At 67.1% G+C, this 20025-nt stretch carries 16 protein-coding genes; 7 read left to right on the forward strand and 9 right to left on the reverse strand.

Annotated elements, in window-relative coordinates; genetic code table 11:
* Positions 1-12 precede the first annotated feature (12 nt).
* Positions 13-1995: a M13 family metallopeptidase gene (locus BJL86_RS15055; protein ID WP_067474105.1), complete on the reverse strand. Its 1983-nt coding sequence runs from the start codon at positions 1993-1995 to the stop codon at positions 13-15.
* Between the two features lie 257 nt (positions 1996-2252).
* Here BJL86_RS15055 and BJL86_RS15060 point away from each other — a divergent pair, with 257 nt between their 5' ends.
* Positions 2253-3419, forward strand: a complete 1167-nt coding sequence (locus BJL86_RS15060; RefSeq protein WP_067474108.1) for a glycoside hydrolase family 25 protein — start codon at positions 2253-2255, stop codon at positions 3417-3419.
* A gap of 109 nt (positions 3420-3528) precedes the next feature.
* On the opposite strand, the gene BJL86_RS15065 is transcribed toward BJL86_RS15060, so the two are convergent.
* The 6 genes from BJL86_RS15065 to trmB all read right to left on the reverse strand — a co-directional run bounded on the left by BJL86_RS15065 (position 3529) and on the right by trmB (position 11547).
* On the reverse strand, positions 3529-5088 hold the full coding sequence (locus BJL86_RS15065) for an adenylate/guanylate cyclase domain-containing protein (protein WP_067474112.1): 1560 nt from the start codon (positions 5086-5088) through the stop codon (positions 3529-3531).
* Positions 5089-5158: 70 nt separating this feature from the next.
* Positions 5159-5569 carry a DUF3054 domain-containing protein gene (locus tag BJL86_RS15070; protein ID WP_082908469.1) on the reverse strand — a complete coding sequence of 137 codons (411 nt, stop codon included), beginning with the start codon at positions 5567-5569 and terminating at the stop codon, positions 5159-5161.
* Positions 5566-6918 carry a lysylphosphatidylglycerol synthase transmembrane domain-containing protein gene (locus BJL86_RS15075; protein ID WP_067474114.1) on the reverse strand — a complete coding sequence of 451 codons (1353 nt, stop codon included), beginning with the start codon at positions 6916-6918 and terminating at the stop codon, positions 5566-5568. Before BJL86_RS15075 ends, BJL86_RS15070 begins: the two co-directional genes overlap by 4 nt.
* An 86-nt stretch (positions 6919-7004) precedes the next feature.
* Positions 7005-9701 carry an MMPL family transporter gene (locus BJL86_RS15080; protein WP_067474120.1) on the reverse strand — a complete coding sequence of 899 codons (2697 nt, stop codon included), beginning with the start codon at positions 9699-9701 and terminating at the stop codon, positions 7005-7007.
* A gap of 46 nt (positions 9702-9747) precedes the next feature.
* On the reverse strand, positions 9748-10479 hold the full coding sequence (locus tag BJL86_RS15085) for an NYN domain-containing protein (RefSeq protein ID WP_067474123.1): 732 nt from the start codon (positions 10477-10479) through the stop codon (positions 9748-9750).
* 249 nt (positions 10480-10728) lie between these two features.
* Positions 10729-11547 (reverse strand): tRNA (guanosine(46)-N7)-methyltransferase TrmB, encoded by an 819-nt coding sequence (trmB, locus tag BJL86_RS15090; protein WP_414836064.1) that lies wholly within the window; start codon positions 11545-11547, stop codon positions 10729-10731.
* 108 nt (positions 11548-11655) lie between these two features.
* Here trmB and BJL86_RS15095 point away from each other — a divergent pair, with 108 nt between their 5' ends.
* The 5 genes from BJL86_RS15095 to BJL86_RS15115 all read left to right on the forward strand — a co-directional run bounded on the left by BJL86_RS15095 (position 11656) and on the right by BJL86_RS15115 (position 16535).
* On the forward strand, positions 11656-12303 hold the full coding sequence (locus BJL86_RS15095; protein ID WP_156896135.1) for a hypothetical protein: 648 nt from the start codon (positions 11656-11658) through the stop codon (positions 12301-12303).
* Positions 12300-13673: a hypothetical protein gene (locus tag BJL86_RS15100; RefSeq protein WP_075845076.1), complete on the forward strand. Its 1374-nt coding sequence runs from the start codon at positions 12300-12302 to the stop codon at positions 13671-13673. The genes BJL86_RS15095 and BJL86_RS15100 overlap by 4 nt, the downstream gene beginning before the upstream one ends.
* Positions 13673-14113: a DUF6802 family protein gene (locus BJL86_RS15105; RefSeq protein WP_156515475.1), complete on the forward strand. Its 441-nt coding sequence runs from the start codon at positions 13673-13675 to the stop codon at positions 14111-14113. Before BJL86_RS15100 ends, BJL86_RS15105 begins: the two co-directional genes overlap by 1 nt.
* A 79-nt stretch (positions 14114-14192) precedes the next feature.
* Positions 14193-15692, forward strand: coding sequence for a sensor histidine kinase (locus BJL86_RS15110; RefSeq protein ID WP_067478448.1), 1500 nt, complete (start codon positions 14193-14195; stop codon positions 15690-15692).
* Between the two features lie 171 nt (positions 15693-15863).
* Entirely contained in the window at positions 15864-16535 is a 672-nt protein-coding gene (locus BJL86_RS15115; RefSeq protein ID WP_067478445.1) for a response regulator transcription factor, read from the forward strand.
* On the opposite strand, the gene BJL86_RS15120 is transcribed toward BJL86_RS15115, so the two are convergent.
* Positions 16532-17362 (reverse strand): class I SAM-dependent methyltransferase, encoded by an 831-nt coding sequence (locus tag BJL86_RS15120; RefSeq protein WP_067478442.1) that lies wholly within the window; start codon positions 17360-17362, stop codon positions 16532-16534. The genes BJL86_RS15115 and BJL86_RS15120 overlap by 4 nt on opposite strands.
* Positions 17363-17557: 195 nt before the next feature.
* On the opposite strand from BJL86_RS15120, the gene BJL86_RS15125 reads away from it, so the two are divergent.
* Positions 17558-18514, forward strand: coding sequence for a hypothetical protein (locus BJL86_RS15125; protein WP_067478439.1), 957 nt, complete (start codon positions 17558-17560; stop codon positions 18512-18514).
* Positions 18515-19068: 554 nt separating this feature from the next.
* On the opposite strand, the gene BJL86_RS15130 is transcribed toward BJL86_RS15125, so the two are convergent.
* The gene (locus BJL86_RS15130) at positions 19069-19911 is read right to left on the reverse strand and encodes an RNA polymerase sigma factor (protein ID WP_067478786.1); all 843 of its coding nucleotides are present in this window, start codon (positions 19909-19911) and stop codon (positions 19069-19071) included.
* Positions 19912-20025: the final 114 nt, after the last annotated feature.

The raw sequence follows: 20025 nt of genomic DNA on the forward strand, positions 1-20025 counted from the left end.
GCGCTGGACGGATTACGTCCAGATACTTACGCGTTGTGACTCGTCGAGCCACATCTGGTCTTCGGCTGTGACGTCGAAGGCTTCGTAGAATGCACCGATGTTGCGCACGACCTGGTTGCACCGGAATTCCGGCGGCGAGTGAGGGTCGATTGCCAGGCGACGGATCGCCTCTGCGTTGCGGGTCTTGGCGCGCCACACCACCGCCCAGCTCGCGAACAGTCGCTGCGCGCCGGTGAGTCCATCGATTTCCGGCGCATCGTCCAGCGATCCGCCGAGGCTGATCCGGTATGCCTGCACGGCGATGCCGAGCCCACCGAGGTCGCCGATGTTCTCACCGATCGTGAAGGCGCCGTTGACGTGGTGCTTGTCCGGGTCGAGCCCCTCGGGGGTGAGTGACTCGTACTGGTCGATGAGCGCCTGGGTCTGCGCGGAGAACTCCTCGCGGTCGGCATCGGTCCACCAGTTATTGAGGTTTCCGTCGCCGTCATACAGCGAACCCTGGTCGTCGAAGCCGTGGCCGATCTCGTGTCCGATCACCGCGCCGATGCCACCGTAGTTCATCGCATCGTCGGCTTCGGCGTCGAAGAACGGCGGCTGCAGGATTGCCGCGGGGAAGACGATCTCGTTCATCACCGGGTTGTAGTAGGCGTTGACCGTCTGCGGGGTCATGTGCCACTCGTCCCGGTCGACCGGCCCACCGAGCTTGCCGAGTTCGAAGTCGTGGTGAAACTCGGCGGCGCGGCGCACGTTGCCGATGAGATCGCCCGGGCGCATCTCGAGCTGCGAGTAGTCGCGCCACTTGTCCGGGTAGCCGATCTTCGGGGTGAACTTGGCGAGCTTGTCCAGGGCGCGCTCGCGGGTCTCGGGGGTCATCCAATCGAGAGTCTCGATCGATTCACGGTATGCGGCGAGCAGGTTATCGACCAGCGCCGACATCCGCGCCTTGTATTCCGGCGGGAAATGGCGTTCGACGTAGACCCGCCCGACCTCCTCGCCGACGGCGCCCTCGACGAGCGATACGCCGCGCTTCCAGCGGTCGCGCATGCTCTCGGCGCCCGACATCGCCTTGCCCATGAACTCGAAGTTCGCCTCGACGAGCTCCTCCGGCAGGCAGGCCACGCGCTCGGAGACGACGCGCCAACGGGCCCAGTCCTTCCAGCGGTCCAATTCGAGCTCGTCCCACAACAGCGCGACGGACGTGAAGAAGGAGGGCTGCGACAAGATGACCGTCGAGAACGTCTCGGACGAACCGCCGAGAGCTTCGATCCACCGCTGCCAGGGGAAGCCCGGGGCCTTCTGCTCGAGTTCGTCCCAGGAGACCGGGTTATACGTCTTGACCGCGTCCCGACTTTCCACGACGTCCCAGTGGGTGGCGGCGATCTTTGTTTCGAGATCGACCACGGCTTCGGCGCGAGCGGCCGCGTCGCGATCGCCGAACACCGACGTCAACCCCACCATGCGAGCGACATGCTCGCGGTAGCCGGCCAGGGTGTCCGCGTGTGCGGGGTCGCGATAGTAGGACTCGTCGGGCAATCCGAGGCCGAACTGCACCATGTAGACGACGTACTTGCTCGAATCGCCGGCGTCGTTGGAGATGAAGGAGCCGACGAGGCCTCCTACGCCCGAGCGCTCGAGCGCGGCCAACGCCACGGCGAGCTCGTCCTTGTCCTTTGCGGCATCGATGAGTTCGAGGTCCGCGTCCAGCGCGGAGATACCGACCTTGTCGACGGTGTCGGTGTCCATGAAGGAGTGGTACAGGGCACCGATAGCCGAATCCTCCGGCGCCTCGGTGATGATCTCGCGGACCTGCTCCTCGGCGCGGTCGCGCAACACGATGAACGCGCCGTCCTGGCCGCGGTCCGCGGCAATGGTGTGGGTATCGAGCCACCGGCCGTTGATGTGCCTATAGAAATCGTCCTGGGGACGGACGGACTCGTGAACATTGTCCAGGTCGAGCCCGGAACGGAGCTGGGTGGTGCGTGAGTTTTCGGTCATGCATCCCACCCTACGGACGGCGGGTTCGCATGCGCGCAGCATCGGCCGGTGCGGCGATACGACCTGTTCGACATAGCTGTGGACGGCGCGCCTTCCCTGATTGTTCCGAGCAAGATAAAACCAACCTTACATTCCAAATCTAAATTTTCTCTAGGTTTCCGCTATGCAATGCCAGCTTGTTTCGATTGGGATGTTTGTGAAGAACGTTGTGAATTGTGTCTTGTGTGACGTAATTGAATTACTGCATACTGGTGTGCATGTATGTTTATCGCCAGCGTGACGGCCGACGGCCGCTCACCCTCGTGTCCCTAGGTGTTCTCGCCGCCGTCGCCGTCCTGGTGGCCGCGTTCCTCGCCGTCACCACCCAAGGTCAGCAGGTACGGAACGTCGCGGAGCCCAGCGACTACATCAATTCCGACCTCGCTTCGAAGCCGCAGGGCGTGGACGTCTCCAAATGGCAGCATCCGAGCCCGAACTCGATCGATTGGAAGGCCGCCGCCGCAGGCGGTAAGGAATTCGCCTTCATCAAGTCCACCGAGGGCACCGAGCCCGGCAACGACAACCTCGACAGCGACGTCAAGGGTGCTCGCGCGGCCGGCTTGCACATCGGGCTTTATCACAAGGCGCGGCCCGCGATGGACGCCACGGCACAAGCCGACGCGTTCGCCGAGTCGGTGCTCGAGGTCGGCGGGGAGCAGCTTCCGCCCGTGCTCGACTTCGAGCTCGACGAGGGCAAGAACGCCGAGCAGCTCGCGGCGTGGGTCCAGGAGTTCATGGACCGCCTCGAGGACAAGACCGGCCGCACGCCGATCATGTACACCTATAAGTCCTTCTGGCTGGTGCAGATGGCGAATACGAAGAAGTTCTCCGAATACCCGCTGTGGCTCGCCGAATACCGTCAGCAGGAGCCGACCTCACCGCAGATCGGCGGCTGGGACTCGTTCACGTTCTGGCAGTACGCCGGCAACGACGGCCAGGCCGACGGCTTCCCGACCCCGGTCGACCTCAACGTCTTCAACGGTTCGAAGTCCGAGCTCGACAAGATGGTCGGATCCGTGGGTTCCGGCGCCCAGGACACCCCGGCGCCGTCCGGTGGGGACACGCCCGGCGAGTCGGAGTCCGAGTCCGAGTCCGGCGATTCCGAAACCGGAACCGACGAGACCACGAGCGACGAGTCGGGCACCGAGGAAAGCGGATCCGGCTCAGGCGCCGATTCGGGCGATAAGCCACTCACGCTGACGATTCCGAAGCTGCCGATTCCGGAGGGCTCGCTACCCGCCGGCGTGACGCTGCCGATCAAGATCGTGTTGCCTTCGAGCATCTTCGGCGTCGGGTCCTCCGGAGTGAGCTCCGACGTCGACTGGCTCAAGAGCCTCCTCGGCGGACTTCCAGAAGATGTCCTCAAGTCCGTGGAGATCAGCTAGCTCCATAGCCCGGCGGCCCCCTGGCGCCCTTCCCTACGGGTTGGTGATTCCGACCCCGGCGGATGGGTGATCCAAGGGGGCCGCCGTCGTTGGTGCGGCACCAGGCGCGCTACTCGTCGGCGCCGGAGTTGCGCGCGGCGAAGACCACGGTGTCCTCGGAACGGCCGCGCAGAGTGAGCGTCTCCGCCTCCTCCCAGCGCCGCGATTCGGCGCTGTCGGCGGCCTCGAGCGCACGGCCGGATGCGAGTGGCCGAGTCGGGTCACGCTTGGCGAGCTCGGACAGACGAGCGCTCTCGTTCACCGGGTCGCCGATGACGGTGTACTCGAAGCGCTCGATCGCGCCGACGTTCCCAGCGACCACCCGTCCATAGCTGACCCCGATACCCGCCGAGAGATACGGCACGTCCGACGTCAGACGATGGGCTATCTCACGCGCAGACGAGAGGGCGGCCGCTGCGCTGTCGTCGAGCGCGATGGGCGCGCCGAAAATGGCGAGGACGGCGTCGCCCTCGAATTTGTTGACCAGGCCGCGATGCGATTCGACGGATCCCACGATGACCGAGAAGAACGTGTTGAGCGCCTCGACGACCTCCGAGGGGCTGCGCTCGGCGGCGAGGGAGGTGGAGCCGATGACGTCGACGAACACCACTCCCACGGTGCGCTCTGTCCCGCCGAGCTCGGGATCGGTATCGAGCGCCGCGGCGGCGACGTCCCGCCCGACGTGGCGACCGAAGATGTCGCGCATCCGGTCGCGTTCGCGAAGGCCCCCGACCATCGCGTTGAATCCGGCCTGGAGGTCGCCGAGCTCGGTGCCGTCGTAGACCGTGACGTCGACGTCGACGTCGCCATCGGCGACCGCCTCCATCCCGTTGCGCACGCTACGGATCGGGTCGGTGACCGAGGTGGACGACAAGATCGTGAGCAACAACCCCGTCGACAATGCGATCGCCGCAAGCACGATGACGCCGACGAAGAGATCCATCTTGGATGTTTCGTAGCGGAAGGTGCCGAAGAACATCACGAGGATGATGCCGACCAGCGGGATACCCGAACCGACGAGCCAGGACACCACCGTCCGGGTGCGGACCCCTCCGCGGCGGCGCGGGCGGTACCCGGCGGTGATGACCTGCGCGGCGACGGGGCGCAGCGAGAATTCGATGAGCAACTGCGAGATCGCGACGACGACCGCGCCGCTCATGGCGACGACGAAGAAGACCTTGGGAATGAGATCCGGCTCTCCGATGCCGTACATCAGGGTGAAGGTGACAACCGCACCCGCCCAGAGCAGTGCCTGAAGACGAACGAGCGTGCGGGGTGCCCGGCGGAAACGCTTGGCCTCGCGAGCGGTGGGGGCACGATCCTCATTGGCCCATTTGAGTTCGCGCGTGACGCTGTAGGTGCCCCAGCCGATGCCCACGATGAACGCCATGCCCACGTAGATCGGCAGCGCGATGAAATGAACCCACCACAGATGCGGCAAGAAGATCGACGGCAGCGGGATACCGACGGTTGCGAGCCCGATGGCGCACAGCGCGCCGATGAGGTTGGCCACCACCAGCGAGGAGGTCAGGAGCACCTGGACGCGAATTCGGCGCGCGAGGCCACGTTCGCCGGAGGAGCCCAGCAGGATCGACCCGAAGTCACGTTTGGGCTTCCAAGTGGAGGTCATCGCTCAAGTGTCCCACCCGGGGCGGCCCCGGTGCGCAGAATTTCCCGAGTACGGCGGGAATACCGCGGATTCAGCGCTCGCCGCGGCGATTGACCAGCCCCGCGAGGGCGCGCCAGCCGAAGAACAGCACGGCCATCGCGATAGCGGCGACGATCATGAACGACCAGTGCGGGACGCGTCCGGTCGCGAGGCCTCGAATGACCATCCCGCCGACGAGCGTGACAGCCCACAGGTAGCCGGCGGTCGCCATCGTGAGCGGTGCGGGGCCCGACTTCCACACGAGACGGACGATCCACGCGACGGCGAGCGCGAGAAGAAAAGGCCAGGCGGTTTCCAACACGCCGGCGATGCCGGGGGTGCGGTTGTGGGCGCCGCGGCCGAGTACGGAGAACACGAGCACCGCGATGACGTCGACGACGAGAATCCACCACAGGCCCTGCCCTGTGGCGCCGTGTGCGGGACGGGGGTTCTGGGTCGTCATCTCGGTCGTACCTCCGGATCTTTGTCGTTTCCTGTGAGCCCTGTGCCGCCATGGCCCGGCGTCGGGTGTCCGCCGTCATTCTCGCCGGAGCGGCGCACGGGGGAATACGTGCGGCCCTTGAACGGCCAGCGGCTCACCTCGACCGCGGAATGGCGGACCGAGTCGACCAGCGGCGGGATGGTCGTGTCGGCCTCCGGTTCGAGGCCGGCGACCTCCTCGTCCTCTACGGATGTCGCGGAGGAGGTGGTGGCGCGTGTGGCGTCCCCGCGTCCGGTGCCGCCGCGCGCGCCGGGAGCGGGGTCGTCGACGTCCGGGTCGATGTCGGTGGCGCTGCGGTAGAAGAGGACGAATACCACCCAGCCGGCGGCGGCGACGAGGAAGTAGCTCACCACGCGATAGACGAACACGGTGGCCAGCGCGAGGTCGGCGGGCATGCCGCCGGCGGTGAGCGTGCCGATGAGCGTGACCTCGACCGTGCCGAGCCCGCCCGGGGTGACCGGAACCATCGCGACGACCTTGCCGGTGACGTACGCGATAGCGAGTCCGCCGATGGAGTGCTGTGCGCCGACCGCCGCGGCCGCCGCCCACAGGCAGCCGATGTCGGCGACCCAGTTGAGCAGCGACCAGAAGAACGCAGAACCGAGGTGGCGGCGGCTCAGGTCGACGGCGTCTGCCTGGTCGATGATCGACTTGACGCTCGCCGAACCGTGGTCCGCGGGTTTGCCGCGCTTGCCGTTGATCCATCGCAGCACCGTCATCACGACGCTCTCGATGCGGTCGGGGTGCCGCGCGGCCCACTGCACTCCGAAGATCACCGCGAACAGGGCGATCCCCGACAGCGTGAGCAGAATCGGGTTCGACACCGCGCCCACGAGGAAGAACCCGAGTAGCGCGAGGACCACGATGCCGATGGTCGCGAGCACGCCGGAGATGACGAGTTGCCACGAGGCGATGACCCGCGTCGCGCCCCACTGCCGCGTGCGCCGGTAGGTGAGGGTCGCCGAGAACACCTGCCCGCCCGGGATCGACGTGGCGATCGCGTTCGCGGCGAAGATCAGCCCGACGCTGTCCCAGTACCCCACCTTGACCCCGGCCGAGCCCAGCAGCGTCTTCTGTACGGAGCCGTAGCTCGACATCGACAGGTAGGAAAATCCCAGCGCGATGATGAGCCAACCCCAGTGGATGTTGCGCACCGCGTGCCAGCCCTCGGCGAGGAACGGCATCTGGTCGCGCAGCCAGAACACGAGCAGGCCGAGCACCGCGAACGCGAGGATCGTCTTGACCCAGGGGTTCGACAGAACCAGCTGAATGCGGCGGAGCACACTCACGGGCTGGCTCGTCTCGGTCATTCCCTCACCCTAACGGTCCCCACCCCGGATATTCCGGAGGGCAATGGGCCTTTTGCTTCCCTAGTGCCGCATTTATGACGGCGAACTTACTTTCTCTCCTCGCGGACGCGTGCGATCAGGTCCTTGGCCGAAATCGACTCATCGCGGCCCGCATGGCGGCCGTAGCGATCGGAGTCGCCCGCGGCCGGATTCTCCCGGCCGGAGACGGCGTCCTCCACAGGCGCTTCGGGCGCCGAGAACTCCGCACCCCCGGTCGACGAGTCGACTGCGACCTCGGCGGACGGGCTCGCGGCGAACGTCGCCGCCGGGGTTCCGGCGGCCGGGGGCTGCTGCGCGGCCCCGGGAGCGTAGGAGCGCGCGACGCTGCGTCGTTTGATCGACGGGCGCTTGGCCTCGGCGGCGGGTGCCTTCGTCTCCGCGGACGCGTGGTCCTTCGCACCCGGGTATCCGGGTACCTCCGGGGCGGTATCGATCTCTCCGTCGTCATGCGTGGAGGTGGTTGCTGCGGTGGCGGCGCCGTGGGCTTCGCCATCCTCGTGCGCGGCCTGGCCACTACGTCCGTCGAGTTCGGCGCGGCCCTGGCTCGGCAGGAGGTGCTCCTCGTCGTCGAGCTCTGCCTCGGACAGGCCGACGCGCTCCTGGATGCGTTTCATCCACCGCGGCGCCCACCAGCAGTCCTCGCCGAGCATCTTCATCACCGCGGGCACAAGCAGCATGCGGATGACGGTCGCGTCGATGATGAGCGCGGCGATCATGCCGAAGGCGATGTACTTCATCATCACGATCTCGGAGAACGCGAACGCGCCGGTGACGACGATGAGGATGAGCGCGGCGGAGGTGATGATCTGGCCCGTGCGCGCGATGCCGGAGCGGATCGCGACGTTCGTCGGTACCCCGCGCGTTTTCGCCTCCACCATTCTCGACAGCAAGAACACCTCGTAGTCCGTGGACAGTCCGTAGATGATCGCGACGAGAAGGACCACGACCGGCGACGTCAGCGGGCCGGGGGTGAAGCCGAGCATGCTCGCTCCGTGCCCATCGACGAAGATCCACGTGAGCACGCCGAGCGTGGCGCCGAGCCCGAGGAGGTTCATCAGCGCCGCCTTGATAGGCAACACGAGAGAGCCGAACGCGAGGAACAACAGGATCGTGGTGGCGACGAACACGTAGAGGACGAACCACGGCAGGCCGTCCATGAGGGCCTGGATCGAGTCGTACTCGAGCGCCGGGTTACCACCGACGTGCACCTCGGTGCCGTCGGGGATCGGGAATTTCTGCAGGTACTCGACGGTCTCGTCCGCGTCGTTTCGATCGACGATGGACGCCTGCAGGACGGTGACATCGCGGCCCTGCTCGTCTGTCTCGCCCGAGCGTGCGAACTGGAAGGTGCCGGTGAGCCCGGGCGCGTCGTTCGCTTCGTTGCGGATCTCGGTGAGCTGGGTCGAATCGGCGCCGGTCACGACGAGCTTGACCGGGTCGGTGCGCGACTCGGGGAACGCCGAATCGTAGGCTTCCTGCGCGACGCGGGTGTCGTTGTCCGGCGGCAGGTAGGTCTCGTTGATGCCGCCGAACTTGACGCCCGAGAACGGGGCGATGAGCGCGAGAAGCACCACGACGATCGGAATGGTGACGATCACGGGGCGGCGCATGGCGAATGCCGCGATGCGCGCGAAGAAGCCCCGCTCCTGCCCCGGGGCGACGGCCTTGCGCGGCCCGGAGTCCTCGCGCAGGCGCGGAATGAAGCGTGCGAGGACCTTGCGGACCGAGAGCATGTCGACGCGATGGCCGAGCATCGCGAGCACGGCCGGAAGCAAGGTCACCGACAGCAGTGCGGCGAGGAGGACCGCCGCGATGGCGCCGTAGGACACGGACTTGAGGAATTCCTGCGGGAACAGCAGCAATCCCGAGAGCGTGACACCGACCATGAGCGCGGAAAACGCCACGGTCCGTCCGGCGGTGGCGACCGAGCGTCTGGCCGCGTCGGGCGGGGCGTATCCGGCCGCCATCTCCTCGCGGAAGCGGGACACCACGAACAGGCCGTAGTCGATGGCGAGGCCAAGCCCGATGAGGGTGACGACATTGTTGGCGAACGAGTTGACCGGGTGGATGATGCCGAGCAGCTGCAGCAGGCCGAGCGCACCGAGAATGGTGAGCACGCCGACCAGCACCGGGAGCGCGGCGGCCACGAGCCCACCGAACACGACGACGAGCAGCACGAACACCAGGGGCAGCGCGATGAGCTCGGCCCGCTTGAGGTCGTTGGTCATCCCCTCGTCGATCGCTCCCGCCACGGCCTGGAGGCCACCGACCTGCGTCTCGGCCCCGTCGACGCCGAGGTCGTCCTCGATCGCCTTGAAGTGCGGCAGCACCTCGTCGCCGGAACCGGCGAGCTGCACGGAGGCGACGATGAAGCCTTCGTCGCGGTTGACCAGCTGCGGCGACTGGTTCTGTGTGTAGCTGGTGACCCCGATGACGTCGTCGGGGTGGGACTGCTGCAGCTGCTCGAGCGAGCTCGAGACGTCACCGAGGAAGCCCTGGTCGTCGACGTTTCCGCCGGGCGCGTGGTAGAGCACGACGACATCGCCCATGGCGTCACGACCGTAGGCGTCCTGCTCGATCTGCTCGGCGGTCGCGTAGCCGGACTTGGGATCCTCGAATCCGCCTTGCGTGAACTCCTTGCCGAACAAGTGGCCTGCGCCGGCGATGAGGATCATCGCCGCAACCATCACCACCAGTACGACTCCGCGCTTCGCCGCGACCGTTCGTCCCCATGCGTTAAACAAAACCTGGCCTTCTTACGGGTTGATTCTTCTTGCGTGTGCGCTTGTTTCAGCGCGCGGACAACAACGTGGACAGTGGGCGGAATGGCTGCAGCCAGGCGCCCTCGGCCGGGAGGTTCTCCAGGCTCACGCGCGGCAGCGGCTCGCGGAACACCCCGTCGACGTCCTCGAGATCGACGAAGGTGAGCACCTCCGACTGCGTCGCCCACGTCGCGTGCTCGCGAAACCCGATGACCGTGACGGGAATGTCCTCGGCGAGCTCCTCAAGGGGCTCGCGAAACGCCTGTCCGTCGGCGGACGCGACGACGAGACCCGCGAGCCGTCCCTCGTCGGCGATGCGGTCGATATGGTCGAGCATGTCCTCGTCGACGTCGGAGTCCTCGGTGCTCTTCGGCTTCGCGAACACCGCGTAGCCGACGTTGCGCAAGGCCTCGACCCACGGCCGCACGACGTCAGACTGCCCGGGCACGATGTTGGTGAACACGGTCGCCTCGGTGACCAACTGCTGCCGGGTGCGCCGCGACACGTCCGCCGTGAACCCGAGCAGCCACCGGCCGAGCGCGTCGAACCGTGGACGGTAGGCCGAGGTCGGCCGGCCGCCGAGAATCGCGCCGAGCCCCATGTCGAGGTTCGGGGCATCCCAGACCAGCAGCACCACGCCCTGGTCCGAATCGGGATCATGTGTGACGTCGGAAGCGGCACCTGCCGCGACGTCCGATCCGGCGGCCCCGACGGACGGGGCGGACGGATCGGCGGGCGGGACGTCGGTGTTCCCGGGCATGAGATTTTCAGGTCTATTCATAAGGAATGCCGATTTCTTTGTAATGAGCGCACTATGGGTGTCAATGGCCCCCGTGCGGGAGCAAATATCTTCGAATCGGTGCCGCCGCCGGGCGGCGGATCATGCACCGACTACCCAATCTATCGGCCACTACCGCCCCGGATGAAACATGCGGACTCGCTCCGACGCTACCGAGTCCGCCGTTCACGGCCCCGCCACATTGCGCGTTTACGGCGACCTACCAGCTCTTTAGCTCCCCATGGCCGTCGATTCGGCGTCGATTCGCCGGCGCCAGAAAAATTCCCGGATCACGCGGTCCTCGTCGAGCCCCTTGCCCTCGAACTTCGTCACCGGCCGCTCGGTGGTGAATGGAATCGCATCGGGAATCTCCGATTCGGAGATCCGCGACAGGCTCGGCGCGCTGTTGCCGACCTCGTCGATCCATTCCCCGTAATCGACGTGGTCGGTCGCGACGTGAAGAACACCGCCGGGGGCGAGCCTGGACGCGATCAGCTCGAAGGTGCCGAGCTGCAGCAGCCGTCGCTTGTGGTGGCGCGCCTTCGGCCACGGGTCCGGGAAGAACACGCGCACCCCGGCGAGCGAGGCGGGGGCGATCATGTTGGTGAGCACGTCCACGCCGTCGCCGCGGATCATGCGCACATTCTCCAGCTCCCCACGCACGACGAGGCCGAGCAGCTGTGCGAGGCCCGGCTGGTACACCTCTACGGCGATAACGTCCTTATCGGGCTCGACCTCGGCCATCGCGGCGGTCGAGGTACCCGTGCCGGAGCCGATCTCGACGATCAGCGGAGCCTCGCGGCCGAACCACTCCTGCCGGTCGACCACTTCGTCTGCGACGTTGCGCCCGTACGTCGACCAGTACTTTTCCCAGTTCTTCTGCTGCCCCGGGCGCATCGATCCGCGGCGGAATCGGTATGCGGTGACGCGCGGAAAGAGCCTACGGTCGTCGTCCGGTGTCACCGCCGCGGAATCGTTGTCGCTCCCGGCCGCGCGCACGTCGTCGCCCTCGCCGGTGGTTTTCGCCTGCTCATCTGCCGTGTCACTCACCGTGGCATTGTGTCCACAAGTGCGCGCTGGCGCCAAAATCCTCGTGCCTCGCCGACCGAGAAAATGTAGCGCCCCCATGACTCGGTGCCGATGCGGTTCGATGTTCCCATGACCGAAACCGGCGCTCTCGCCGCCGCGGCCTCCGCCCTCATCCGGCGGCACGCCGCGGCCCTCGGCGCACCTCCCCGCGGCGCCATCTCGGCAGACGCGCGCTACGGGCGGCTGCTCGCCGAAATCGCGTCCGGACTGGAAGCGCCGCCTCGTGTGCGCGTCGTCGGCGGTCCCGGCGCCGGACGAGGCCGCCTCGCGGCCGCGCTGGAGACCGCGTTGGACGTGCGATGCGAGGTGGTCGACGCGAACCGGACGTTACCGGCGACGGTGCCGGACATCGAGCTTTTCGCGTGGTGCACCGCCCCGTGCAGGCACGAACTGCAGTGGCTGCGCCGTCCCCGCCGCCATCCAGCGGTTGTGGTCGCCACCCGCGCGGACACTTGGGCGGGTGAGGAACGCCCGGCGTGGGCCGAGGGTCTCGTCGCCGTCGGCGAGTGCGCCCCCGGCTCGACGGGGTTCGACCAGGCCTGCAGCCTCGTCGACGAGGCTGCAGCGGAGGTCCCCGCGCTGCGCCTGGCAGTGGCGACTCTGCGCCTGGATCGCGACTGCGATGGCCTTGGCGCGCGCGATGTAGCCGAGGCGCTCAGCGCGGAGCTGTCCACCCTCGCCCACAACGCCCCGTTCGCACGGCAGGGCGCCTCATGAGCGCGCCCACCACCGAAAATCCCGCCCATACCGTCCCCGGCATCAACACGGCGCCAGTACCCGCCCAGGGGGATGACGTCGCCGCTCCTCTCCCCCACGCGGGCCTCGCCGTCGCTGTTCTCGGCGCGCGCGACTGCGGCGCCGGCGAGCTCGCGGCCGAGTTGCGCGCCCACACCGCGGCCGAGGTCACCGAGACCCTCGGGGACGCCGCCACTGGGGCGCCTGCACCGGCGGTACCGGCGGGGGCCGTCGATGTTGTGCTTGTCGCCGTCGACCTCATCTGCCCGATCCGCCCCGACGACATGGAGGCGATCGTCGCGCTCGCCGGTCAGCTCCCGGTGGCAGTGGTGCTGGTTCGCGCCGAGCGCTACCCGGACTTCGCGAATACCGCGGACACCATCACGACTCAGCTGCGCGAACACGATATCGCGGCACCGCTGCTGTGGGCTCCCGGGCGGGGTTCGCACGCCGCCGCGGCCGGGCTGGACGCGCCGGACGTCACGGGTGCGCTGCTTCGCGCCGCGCGGGAACGCGCCCGCCGCGGTGGGCGGGGCATGTCCGGCGTCATACCCGGTGGTGCATCCGCGCCGCAGGACGCCGCTCGCAAGGCGCGTGAGACACAGGCAACGCTCGACTGGTTACAACGCGCCAGAACCGAGTCGGTGACGGCGCGTTCGGCGGTTCTGCGGCAGCAATCCCATGCGGCGCGGGTCGGATTGCAGGCCCTGGTGTCCCGGCAACTGCGCGAGCTCGCCACGGATGCGAAGAACGCGCTCGCCGCGTCGGGGCGGGGCGAGTTGGAGCATTCGATCGAGTCGATCAACTCCGCATCGGCGAAGGTCTCCCGGCTCCTTAGCGAGCACGCCCGGGCGGAGGCGACGCAGCTACGTCGGCGACATCTCGGCTCGGATGGGGACGCACCCGCGGAGACGTCCGCACAGCTTCGGCTGCGTTTCAGTCGACCTCCGGTGCACCGCGGGGAGGAGGCGATCATGTTGCTCATGGGCGCGGCCGGAGGGGCCGGCCTCGGTCGGCTCGTCGCCGTGCCGTTCGGCGGCTCGTGGGCGGCGATGGCGCTCATCATCCCACTCGCACTGGCCGCGGGCGCGGCGCTCGGTTCCCTCGGCGTGCGCGCCCGGCGCGTGGCCGCGCTGCGCAGCCATCTCACCGCCGCAACCGTCGAGCATTTCGCCGCGCTTCGTTCCGAGATCGAACTCGTCGTCTCCGAGCAGCTCCTGCATGCGGAGGCGGCGATCACCGATGCCTTCGCCTACGACAGCGGCCACAGGGTCAGGGAAATCGAGAAACGCATCGCCGCACTCCGGCATTCCATCCACAGCGGATCACCAGAAACGACAGGACCACGGTAATGAGCGACTTCTTCGATGCTTACCCCTTCGGCGAGGAGCACCTCGGCAATGGCGTCAACTATCCGTTGACCACGCCCGCGGGCGACCCCGTCCTCTGCGGGCTCGACAAGTTGTCTCTGGCTTCGGCCGATTCGCTCAGCTTCCGTATCCCGTTGTCCGGTGAGGTGCTCGACATCGGCGACCCGGAAGCGGACATGGACGGCGACGGGTTCATGGAGGCTGTCACTCTGCAGGACGAGCGCGGATTGACCGTATATAGCGACGAGGACGGCGACCGCGCTATCGATAAGGTCTCCACCGTCCGCTTCGACGGAACCTACGATTCGTGGGAGCTCACCAACCCGAAGGAGCGGACCAAGTTCGGCGGCTTCCTCAACGGGGATCCTTCGCTCAACGAGGACGTCCCGCGCTGGACGTGTACCGGTTGGGGACGTATCTAGCGCGCCGAATCGGCGTGTTGCGGCGAGAATTCAGCGGTCTCCGTTCCCCGTCCGGCCCGCGACAGTCACAATTGAACTCATGCCCTACCGGATAGAGCGCAGCAAGGCGCCGCACAGCCGCCGCTGGTGGTCCTCGGCGCGCCTGCGCATCGTCCTCGGCATCTCGCTGACGACGCTCATCGTCTTCGCGGTCGTCGCGCTCATCGTATTCCAGCTGCTGCGGCTTACGGAGCAGCGCGAAACGAACCAGCTCATCGAGCGCAAGGTCGAGGATTTCATCAGCTACGTCGAAAGCGGCGCCGGCGAGCTGGCGTCGAGCGGTTCGGCGTCGACGACCGCGATCATGCGCGCATTTCTGTCGCAGCAGTACCCGCAGGACGACCAGATCATGATTGCGACGTCGCAGGACTCGGGCACCCAGATGACGATGGCGAAGAACGCCGCGGAAAGCGATCCCTACTTCGACTTGGAAGAACGCGCAGCCCTATTGAATCTGGCGCTCAACAGCCCTGATTCTTCCGGCGTCACCGCCTCGGAGATTCGCTGGGCGAAGGTAACAGTCACCGGCAAGGACGAGGACGCCAATCTGCTCGTCGCGGTGAGCCCGCATTCGGCCGAGAACGACATTCAACGGGTGATGGAGCTGGTGCTCTACGCGCTCGCCGTCGGTCTCGTCGTCACCGCGCTGCTGTCGTGGGTGCTGGCCGGCTGGGTGATCAGCCCGGTGCGCCGAGTGCGTCACGCCGCACAACGCATTTCGGCCGAGGATCTTTCGCGGCGGGTGCCCGTCTCGGGAGCGGACGAATTCGTCGAGCTCGCTCTCACCGTCAACGCGATGCTCGACAGAGTGGAGATCGCGTATTACACCCAGCGCGAGTTCCTCAACGACGCCGGCCACGAGCTGCGCACCCCGTTGACGGTGGTCCAGGGCTACCTCGACATCCTCCCGGAGGAACCCGAAGAAAGAAAAGAGACGCTCCTGCTGGTGCAGGACGAGCTGTCCCGAATGACCCGTATCGTCGAGGATCTACTCCTCCTCGCGCGCTCGCGCCGCCCCGATTTCCTGCGCCGTTTGGCCACCGAGCTCGAAGAACTCATCCTCGAGGTCGAGATGAAGGCCGAGGTGGTCGCCGACCGAATATGGGACGTGCGCCCCGAGGCGCAGTGCACCGCGTGGCTCGACCGCCAGCGCATCACCCAGGCTCTGCTGCAGTTCGCCTCCAACGCGGTTCGCTACACCGAGCCGGACAGCCGCATCGAGATCGGTTGCCGCATCTACGCCGAGGGACAGCCCCTCCCCCTCGGACTCACCGCCCCTGACGACGGACCGCAAATCCACTTCTGGGTCCGCGATCACGGCAACGGCATACCGGAGGGCCAGGAGGAGCTGATCTTCCAACGTTTCGCCACGGCTCGCGGGCAGCTCCGCGATCGAAGGGCCGGTACGGGCCTGGGACTGGCGATCGTGTCGACGATCGCCGCAGCGCACGGCGGAACCGCCGGCGCCGCGAATGCCCCGGACGGCGGTGCCTACTTCGCCCTCACTATCCCGCTCGTTCGGCCCGCAAGTGCGCAATGAGACAACGTAAATGTCCCGATATCCGTAATATCTGGTCTTATAGTTGAAGCAATGGCATTCAAGCGTGCCGCCGACGGCGTCGTCTATGCTCGTGCGAAGTTCAGATAGCGCGGCATGGACGTCCAGCGCCCACGCGGCGGACCCGATCAAGTCGATTTTGGAGGACACTAGGTGAAAAGCATCCTGGTGGTCGAGGACGATGAGCTCATCCGCTCAATGCTCGTCAAGGCACTTTCGGAAGCCGAGTACACACCTCTGGAGGCCGCGGACGGCGAAAGCGCCCGCGCCATCTTGTCGTCGATCTCCGACATCGATTTGGTGATCCTCGATATCGGTCTCCCGGACATCGATGGTTTCGAGCTGCTGCGCGTGGAGCGCGAGCGCGGCCTCGCGGCGCCGGTCATCATCGTCACCGCCCGCGACAGCATCGACGACACGGTCGAGGGCCTCGAATCGGGCGCCAACGACTACATGTCGAAGCCGTTTCGCGTTCCGGAGCTCCTCGCGCGGGTCCGTCTACGGCTCAAGGAGCACGACGAGTCCGCGGGCGACGATTCGACGTCGATCATCGAGCACGGCGGGTTGCGCCTCGATATCCGCACGCGCCGCGTCGAGGTCGACGGTCAGATCGTCGAGCTGACCAACCGCGAGTTCGCGCTGCTCGAGCTGCTCATGCGCCGAAAAGGCGAGACGATCAGCCGAATCCAGCTGCTCGAGAGCGTATGGGGAATGGAGTTCGACCCGGGTTCGAACATCGTCAACGTCTACATCCGCTCCCTTCGCCGCAAGATCGGCGAGCAGAAGGTGCAGACGATTCGCGGGGTCGGCTACCGCGTCGGCTAATTCTCGCCTTTCGCAGTCTTTTCCAGCACGAGAACGAGATTCGACACCGCGACCTCTCGCATTCCGGGTACGCGAGTGCACCACCACGCCCACCACGGGTGGTAGCGCGGGAATCCGGCGAGGAATCGCGCCCGCCCCTCGGCGTCCGCTGACCGCGCCCAGCGCAGCCCCTCGGCGCAGCCGACCTTGAACAACGAGGTCCCGAAGTAGTTCTTCGGACGGTGCCCGTGCTTACGCTCGTACATCCGCGCCGCCCGCGCCCCGCCGAGATAGTGCGTCAAACCCATTTCGTGGCCGCCGAAAGGCCCGTACCACAGGGTGTACGACAGGACGACGATCCCGCCGGGCCTGGTCACCCGCAGCATTTCCTCGGCGAGCGTCCACGGCTGCGGGACGTGCTCGGCCACGTTCGACGAGAAGCAGATGTCGATGCTGTCGGTGGCGAAGGGCAATTCCATTCCGGATCCGCGGACGACATCGCGGTGCTCGATCCCCGCGGCGGACAGCTCCCGCGTGTCCGGCTCGACCGCGACGTACCACGCTCCGGCCCCGGCGAACTCGTCGCGGAAATAGCCGGGCCCTCCGCCGACGTCGAGAACCGTCGACCCGGCCAGGCGCGCGGACTCGCCACGCACGCCACGGTGCAGGTCGTCGAGTAGCTCGCGGGTGTCCCTTGCGAGCCCGCGATAGAACACCTCGGGATCCGACTGTTCCAGCGGGAACGACGTGAGCAGCCCGAGTGACCGGGCAAACGTCGCGCGCCGGGCGACGAAGCGCAGGGCCGCCGGGCGCACACCGGGCACGGTTCGCTCGACCAATGCGAGCATTCGCCGGTTCGACTCCCGAGCACTCACCGGTGGTCGGCGCCCATCCGGCCGGAGCGCTGTGCGCGCCGTTCGGCGCGCTGGCTCGTCGTCACGGTCGATTCCCTACTCGGGGCCGGATCGTCGTCGACAGCGCGGTCTCGCTCGGACGTCGTCGTCGCTTCGGCCCGCTCGCGGGACGTGGCGGATGTGTCTGTTGTGACGTCGGAGGTGCGAGTATCTTCAGCGGTCGGAACCTCGCTGTTCGGCGTCGACGTCCGCGCGGTCGTGCTGGATTCCGCTTCCGTCGTCGCATCCGCGGGGCTCGCGATTTCCGAAGAACTCACGGTGGCCGATGTCGAGGTCGAGGTCGAAGGCGAAGACTTGGCCGAAGCGCCGATTTCGATGTGGCCTCGGTCCACGACGATGCAGATCACCCAGTCGGTGCCGAACGTGCACCGGGTGTTGGATCCGTGCGGAGCCGTTTCCTGTGTGGTGGGCACGGACTCGACAGTCGTCGTCGCCGTCGGCGCCGACGTCGTAGCCGAGGACTCCGACGTTGCCGTCGTCGTCTCCGACTCCGCGCTCGACGTGGTTGACGTGGTTGATGTGGTTGACGCAGTGTCTGTCTTCGTCGTCGCACTCGGCGACTCCGAGGATTCCGTCGCGGGGGCCGCGGTCAGCGTCGCGCGTGTGGGGCGCGTCTCGCCGTCAGGCTTCGAAACCGGGGGTACCGCCGTCAGCGTCCGCGAGCTGGTTTCCACCGCCCTAGGAGATTCGTCCGCCTCGGCCACTCGCGGCGAGATGACATCCTCCCGCGCCTCAGGCTCGGGAGACGCCTCCGGCGTGATCGGCGGTGCCACGGCATCGCGTCCGGGATCCACAGGGACAGGGGCCGCAGGGGCCTTGGGCGGATCGATCGGCACGGACGGGGTGCCCGGCGACGCGGACGAGCGATCTCCCTCGCCGACGCTCGGGCTCGACTCGCCCGAAGAACTCTCGGAATCGCTATCGCTTGCCGACGTCGACGAGTCCGAGTCAGAACTCGACGTGTCCGTCGCAGAGGTCTCGGACGACTCTGACGGCTCGGTGGTGGACGACAGACCGCTCGGGTCGCTCTCGCCCGTGGATTCGGCGTTCTCGCTCGTCGTCGCAGCCGGAGGTACGGGGTCCTGACTTTCTCCGGAATTGAGGGCGATACCCCCGACGACCGCCGTGGCGACCACTCCGACAGTCGCGGCCACCGCGACCACGGCTCCCAAGCCGACTCCACCGGCCACGCCCGCAGCGCCGGCCGCGCCGGCGGCACCCGCCACCCCTGCGACACCGCCCGCTCCGGCGCCGGCGGCACCCATTGTTCCGGCGCCCGCCGCCGCGGCCGATCCCCCTGAACCCGAGGCCAGGGATGCTGCGCCGCCGATGAGGGCGGCGGCGCCCGCGGAGCCCGCGACGACTGTGAACCCATCAGCAGAGGGCAAACCGGCGCGCGCCGAACCCAGCAGTGATGACAGGGGGGATCCCGCCAACTCACCGCCTTCGAGCAATCGCTCGAGTTCGTCGCCCTCGCCGGGCAAGCTCTCGCCGTTCACACTTCTCCAGTTCCTAAAGAAGAAATTTCGTTACGCCGCCTTAAGTAACGATCACATATCAATAACCGTTACGGCCTTTATTTTTTTCCGCTTTTCCGTCACAATGCGCAAGTTTGCAAAGTATTCACGATTCGCCGCCGATTATCCATCGGGAGGGTCCCCTCGTTTGCTTTGACGCCCCCTGATCGTGGGTCGCACCGCTGATCGAGTCTTCCTGCTTCCGCCGCGGGCCGCGGGATTTTCCGCCGATCCGGCCGCCTCGAGTCTGCGGTCCGCATCACGTTCCGCGACGAGCTGCTTCTCCAGATTCTTCAACCCGCGGTGCGCGGAGGTGCGTACCGCACCCGAGTTCTTCCCCAGAACCTCGCCCGCGCTCACCGCGTCCAGGCCCACGATAGTGCGGAGAAAAACCGCCTCCGCCTGTTCCTTGGGCAGGGCGGCGATACGCGCCATCGCGTGCGCCGTGGACATCGAGTCCTCGACGCTCTGGTGCGTATTGGATTCCCCGGCGAGAATCTCCGCGAAGTCGTCGATCCCGGCGGCGCTTTGCGGGCGCGACTTCTGTCGCCGGAAGTAGGTGAGCGCCCGGTGGCGGCCGATGCCGATGACCCATGCGCCGATGGTGTCCGCTCCTCCGACGTAGCGCGGCAGGCTCCGCATGACCTCGACCCAGGTGTCGGAGGCGACGTCGTCGGCATCTCGACCGACCATGAGCCCGAGGTACCGCACGAGCCGAGGATTGAGCACCGCGAACAACACGCCGATGGCCTTGGCATCCCCGTCGACGGCGGCCGCGACGACCTCCTCGGAGAGCCCGGCTATCGCTCGGGGTTTCTCATCATCCTCCCCCAGTTCCTGACGGCGCGCTGACGAGCCTGCGAAAGGGGCGCCCGATCCACCGCCCGATCCGGCCTCGCCGCCGGATCCGGGCTCCGAGGATTCGGGTTCGGAGGAGCCGGGAATCGGCGTCGACGACGGTGCCATTCCCCTCCTCCTCTCTTCTTCACGGCGCTACTCGCCGCGCCGGTGCCCGCGCAAGACGGCGGCGTGGCGAGACCGCCCCTCGATCTATCTCGTGAAACGTGACCGCAGGACAAG

It is taken from the genome of Dietzia timorensis, from assembly GCF_001659785.1.
GTDB classification, from domain to species: Bacteria; Actinomycetota; Actinomycetes; order Mycobacteriales; family Mycobacteriaceae; genus Dietzia; species Dietzia timorensis.

Excerpts from the sequence above, each read along its gene's own strand:
- BJL86_RS15055 (WP_067474105.1), bottom strand. The coding sequence starts at position 1,995 with ATGACCGAAAACTCACGCACCACCCAGCTCCGTTCCGGGCTCGACCTG.
- BJL86_RS15060 (WP_067474108.1), top strand. The coding sequence starts at position 2,253 with ATGTATGTTTATCGCCAGCGTGACGGCCGACGGCCGCTCACCCTCGTG.
- BJL86_RS15065 (WP_067474112.1), bottom strand. The coding sequence starts at position 5,088 with ATGACCTCCACTTGGAAGCCCAAACGTGACTTCGGGTCGATCCTGCTG.
- BJL86_RS15070 (WP_082908469.1), bottom strand. The coding sequence starts at position 5,569 with ATGACGACCCAGAACCCCCGTCCCGCACACGGCGCCACAGGGCAGGGC.
- BJL86_RS15075 (WP_067474114.1), bottom strand. The coding sequence starts at position 6,918 with ATGACCGAGACGAGCCAGCCCGTGAGTGTGCTCCGCCGCATTCAGCTG.
- BJL86_RS15085 (WP_067474123.1), bottom strand. The coding sequence starts at position 10,479 with ATGCCCGGGAACACCGACGTCCCGCCCGCCGATCCGTCCGCCCCGTCC.
- BJL86_RS15095 (WP_156896135.1), top strand. The coding sequence starts at position 11,656 with ATGACCGAAACCGGCGCTCTCGCCGCCGCGGCCTCCGCCCTCATCCGG.
- BJL86_RS15100 (WP_075845076.1), top strand. The coding sequence starts at position 12,300 with ATGAGCGCGCCCACCACCGAAAATCCCGCCCATACCGTCCCCGGCATC.
- BJL86_RS15105 (WP_156515475.1), top strand. The coding sequence starts at position 13,673 with ATGAGCGACTTCTTCGATGCTTACCCCTTCGGCGAGGAGCACCTCGGC.
- BJL86_RS15110 (WP_067478448.1), top strand. The coding sequence starts at position 14,193 with ATGCCCTACCGGATAGAGCGCAGCAAGGCGCCGCACAGCCGCCGCTGG.
- BJL86_RS15120 (WP_067478442.1), bottom strand. The coding sequence starts at position 17,362 with ATGCTCGCATTGGTCGAGCGAACCGTGCCCGGTGTGCGCCCGGCGGCC.
- BJL86_RS15130 (WP_067478786.1), bottom strand. The coding sequence starts at position 19,911 with ATGGCACCGTCGTCGACGCCGATTCCCGGCTCCTCCGAACCCGAATCC.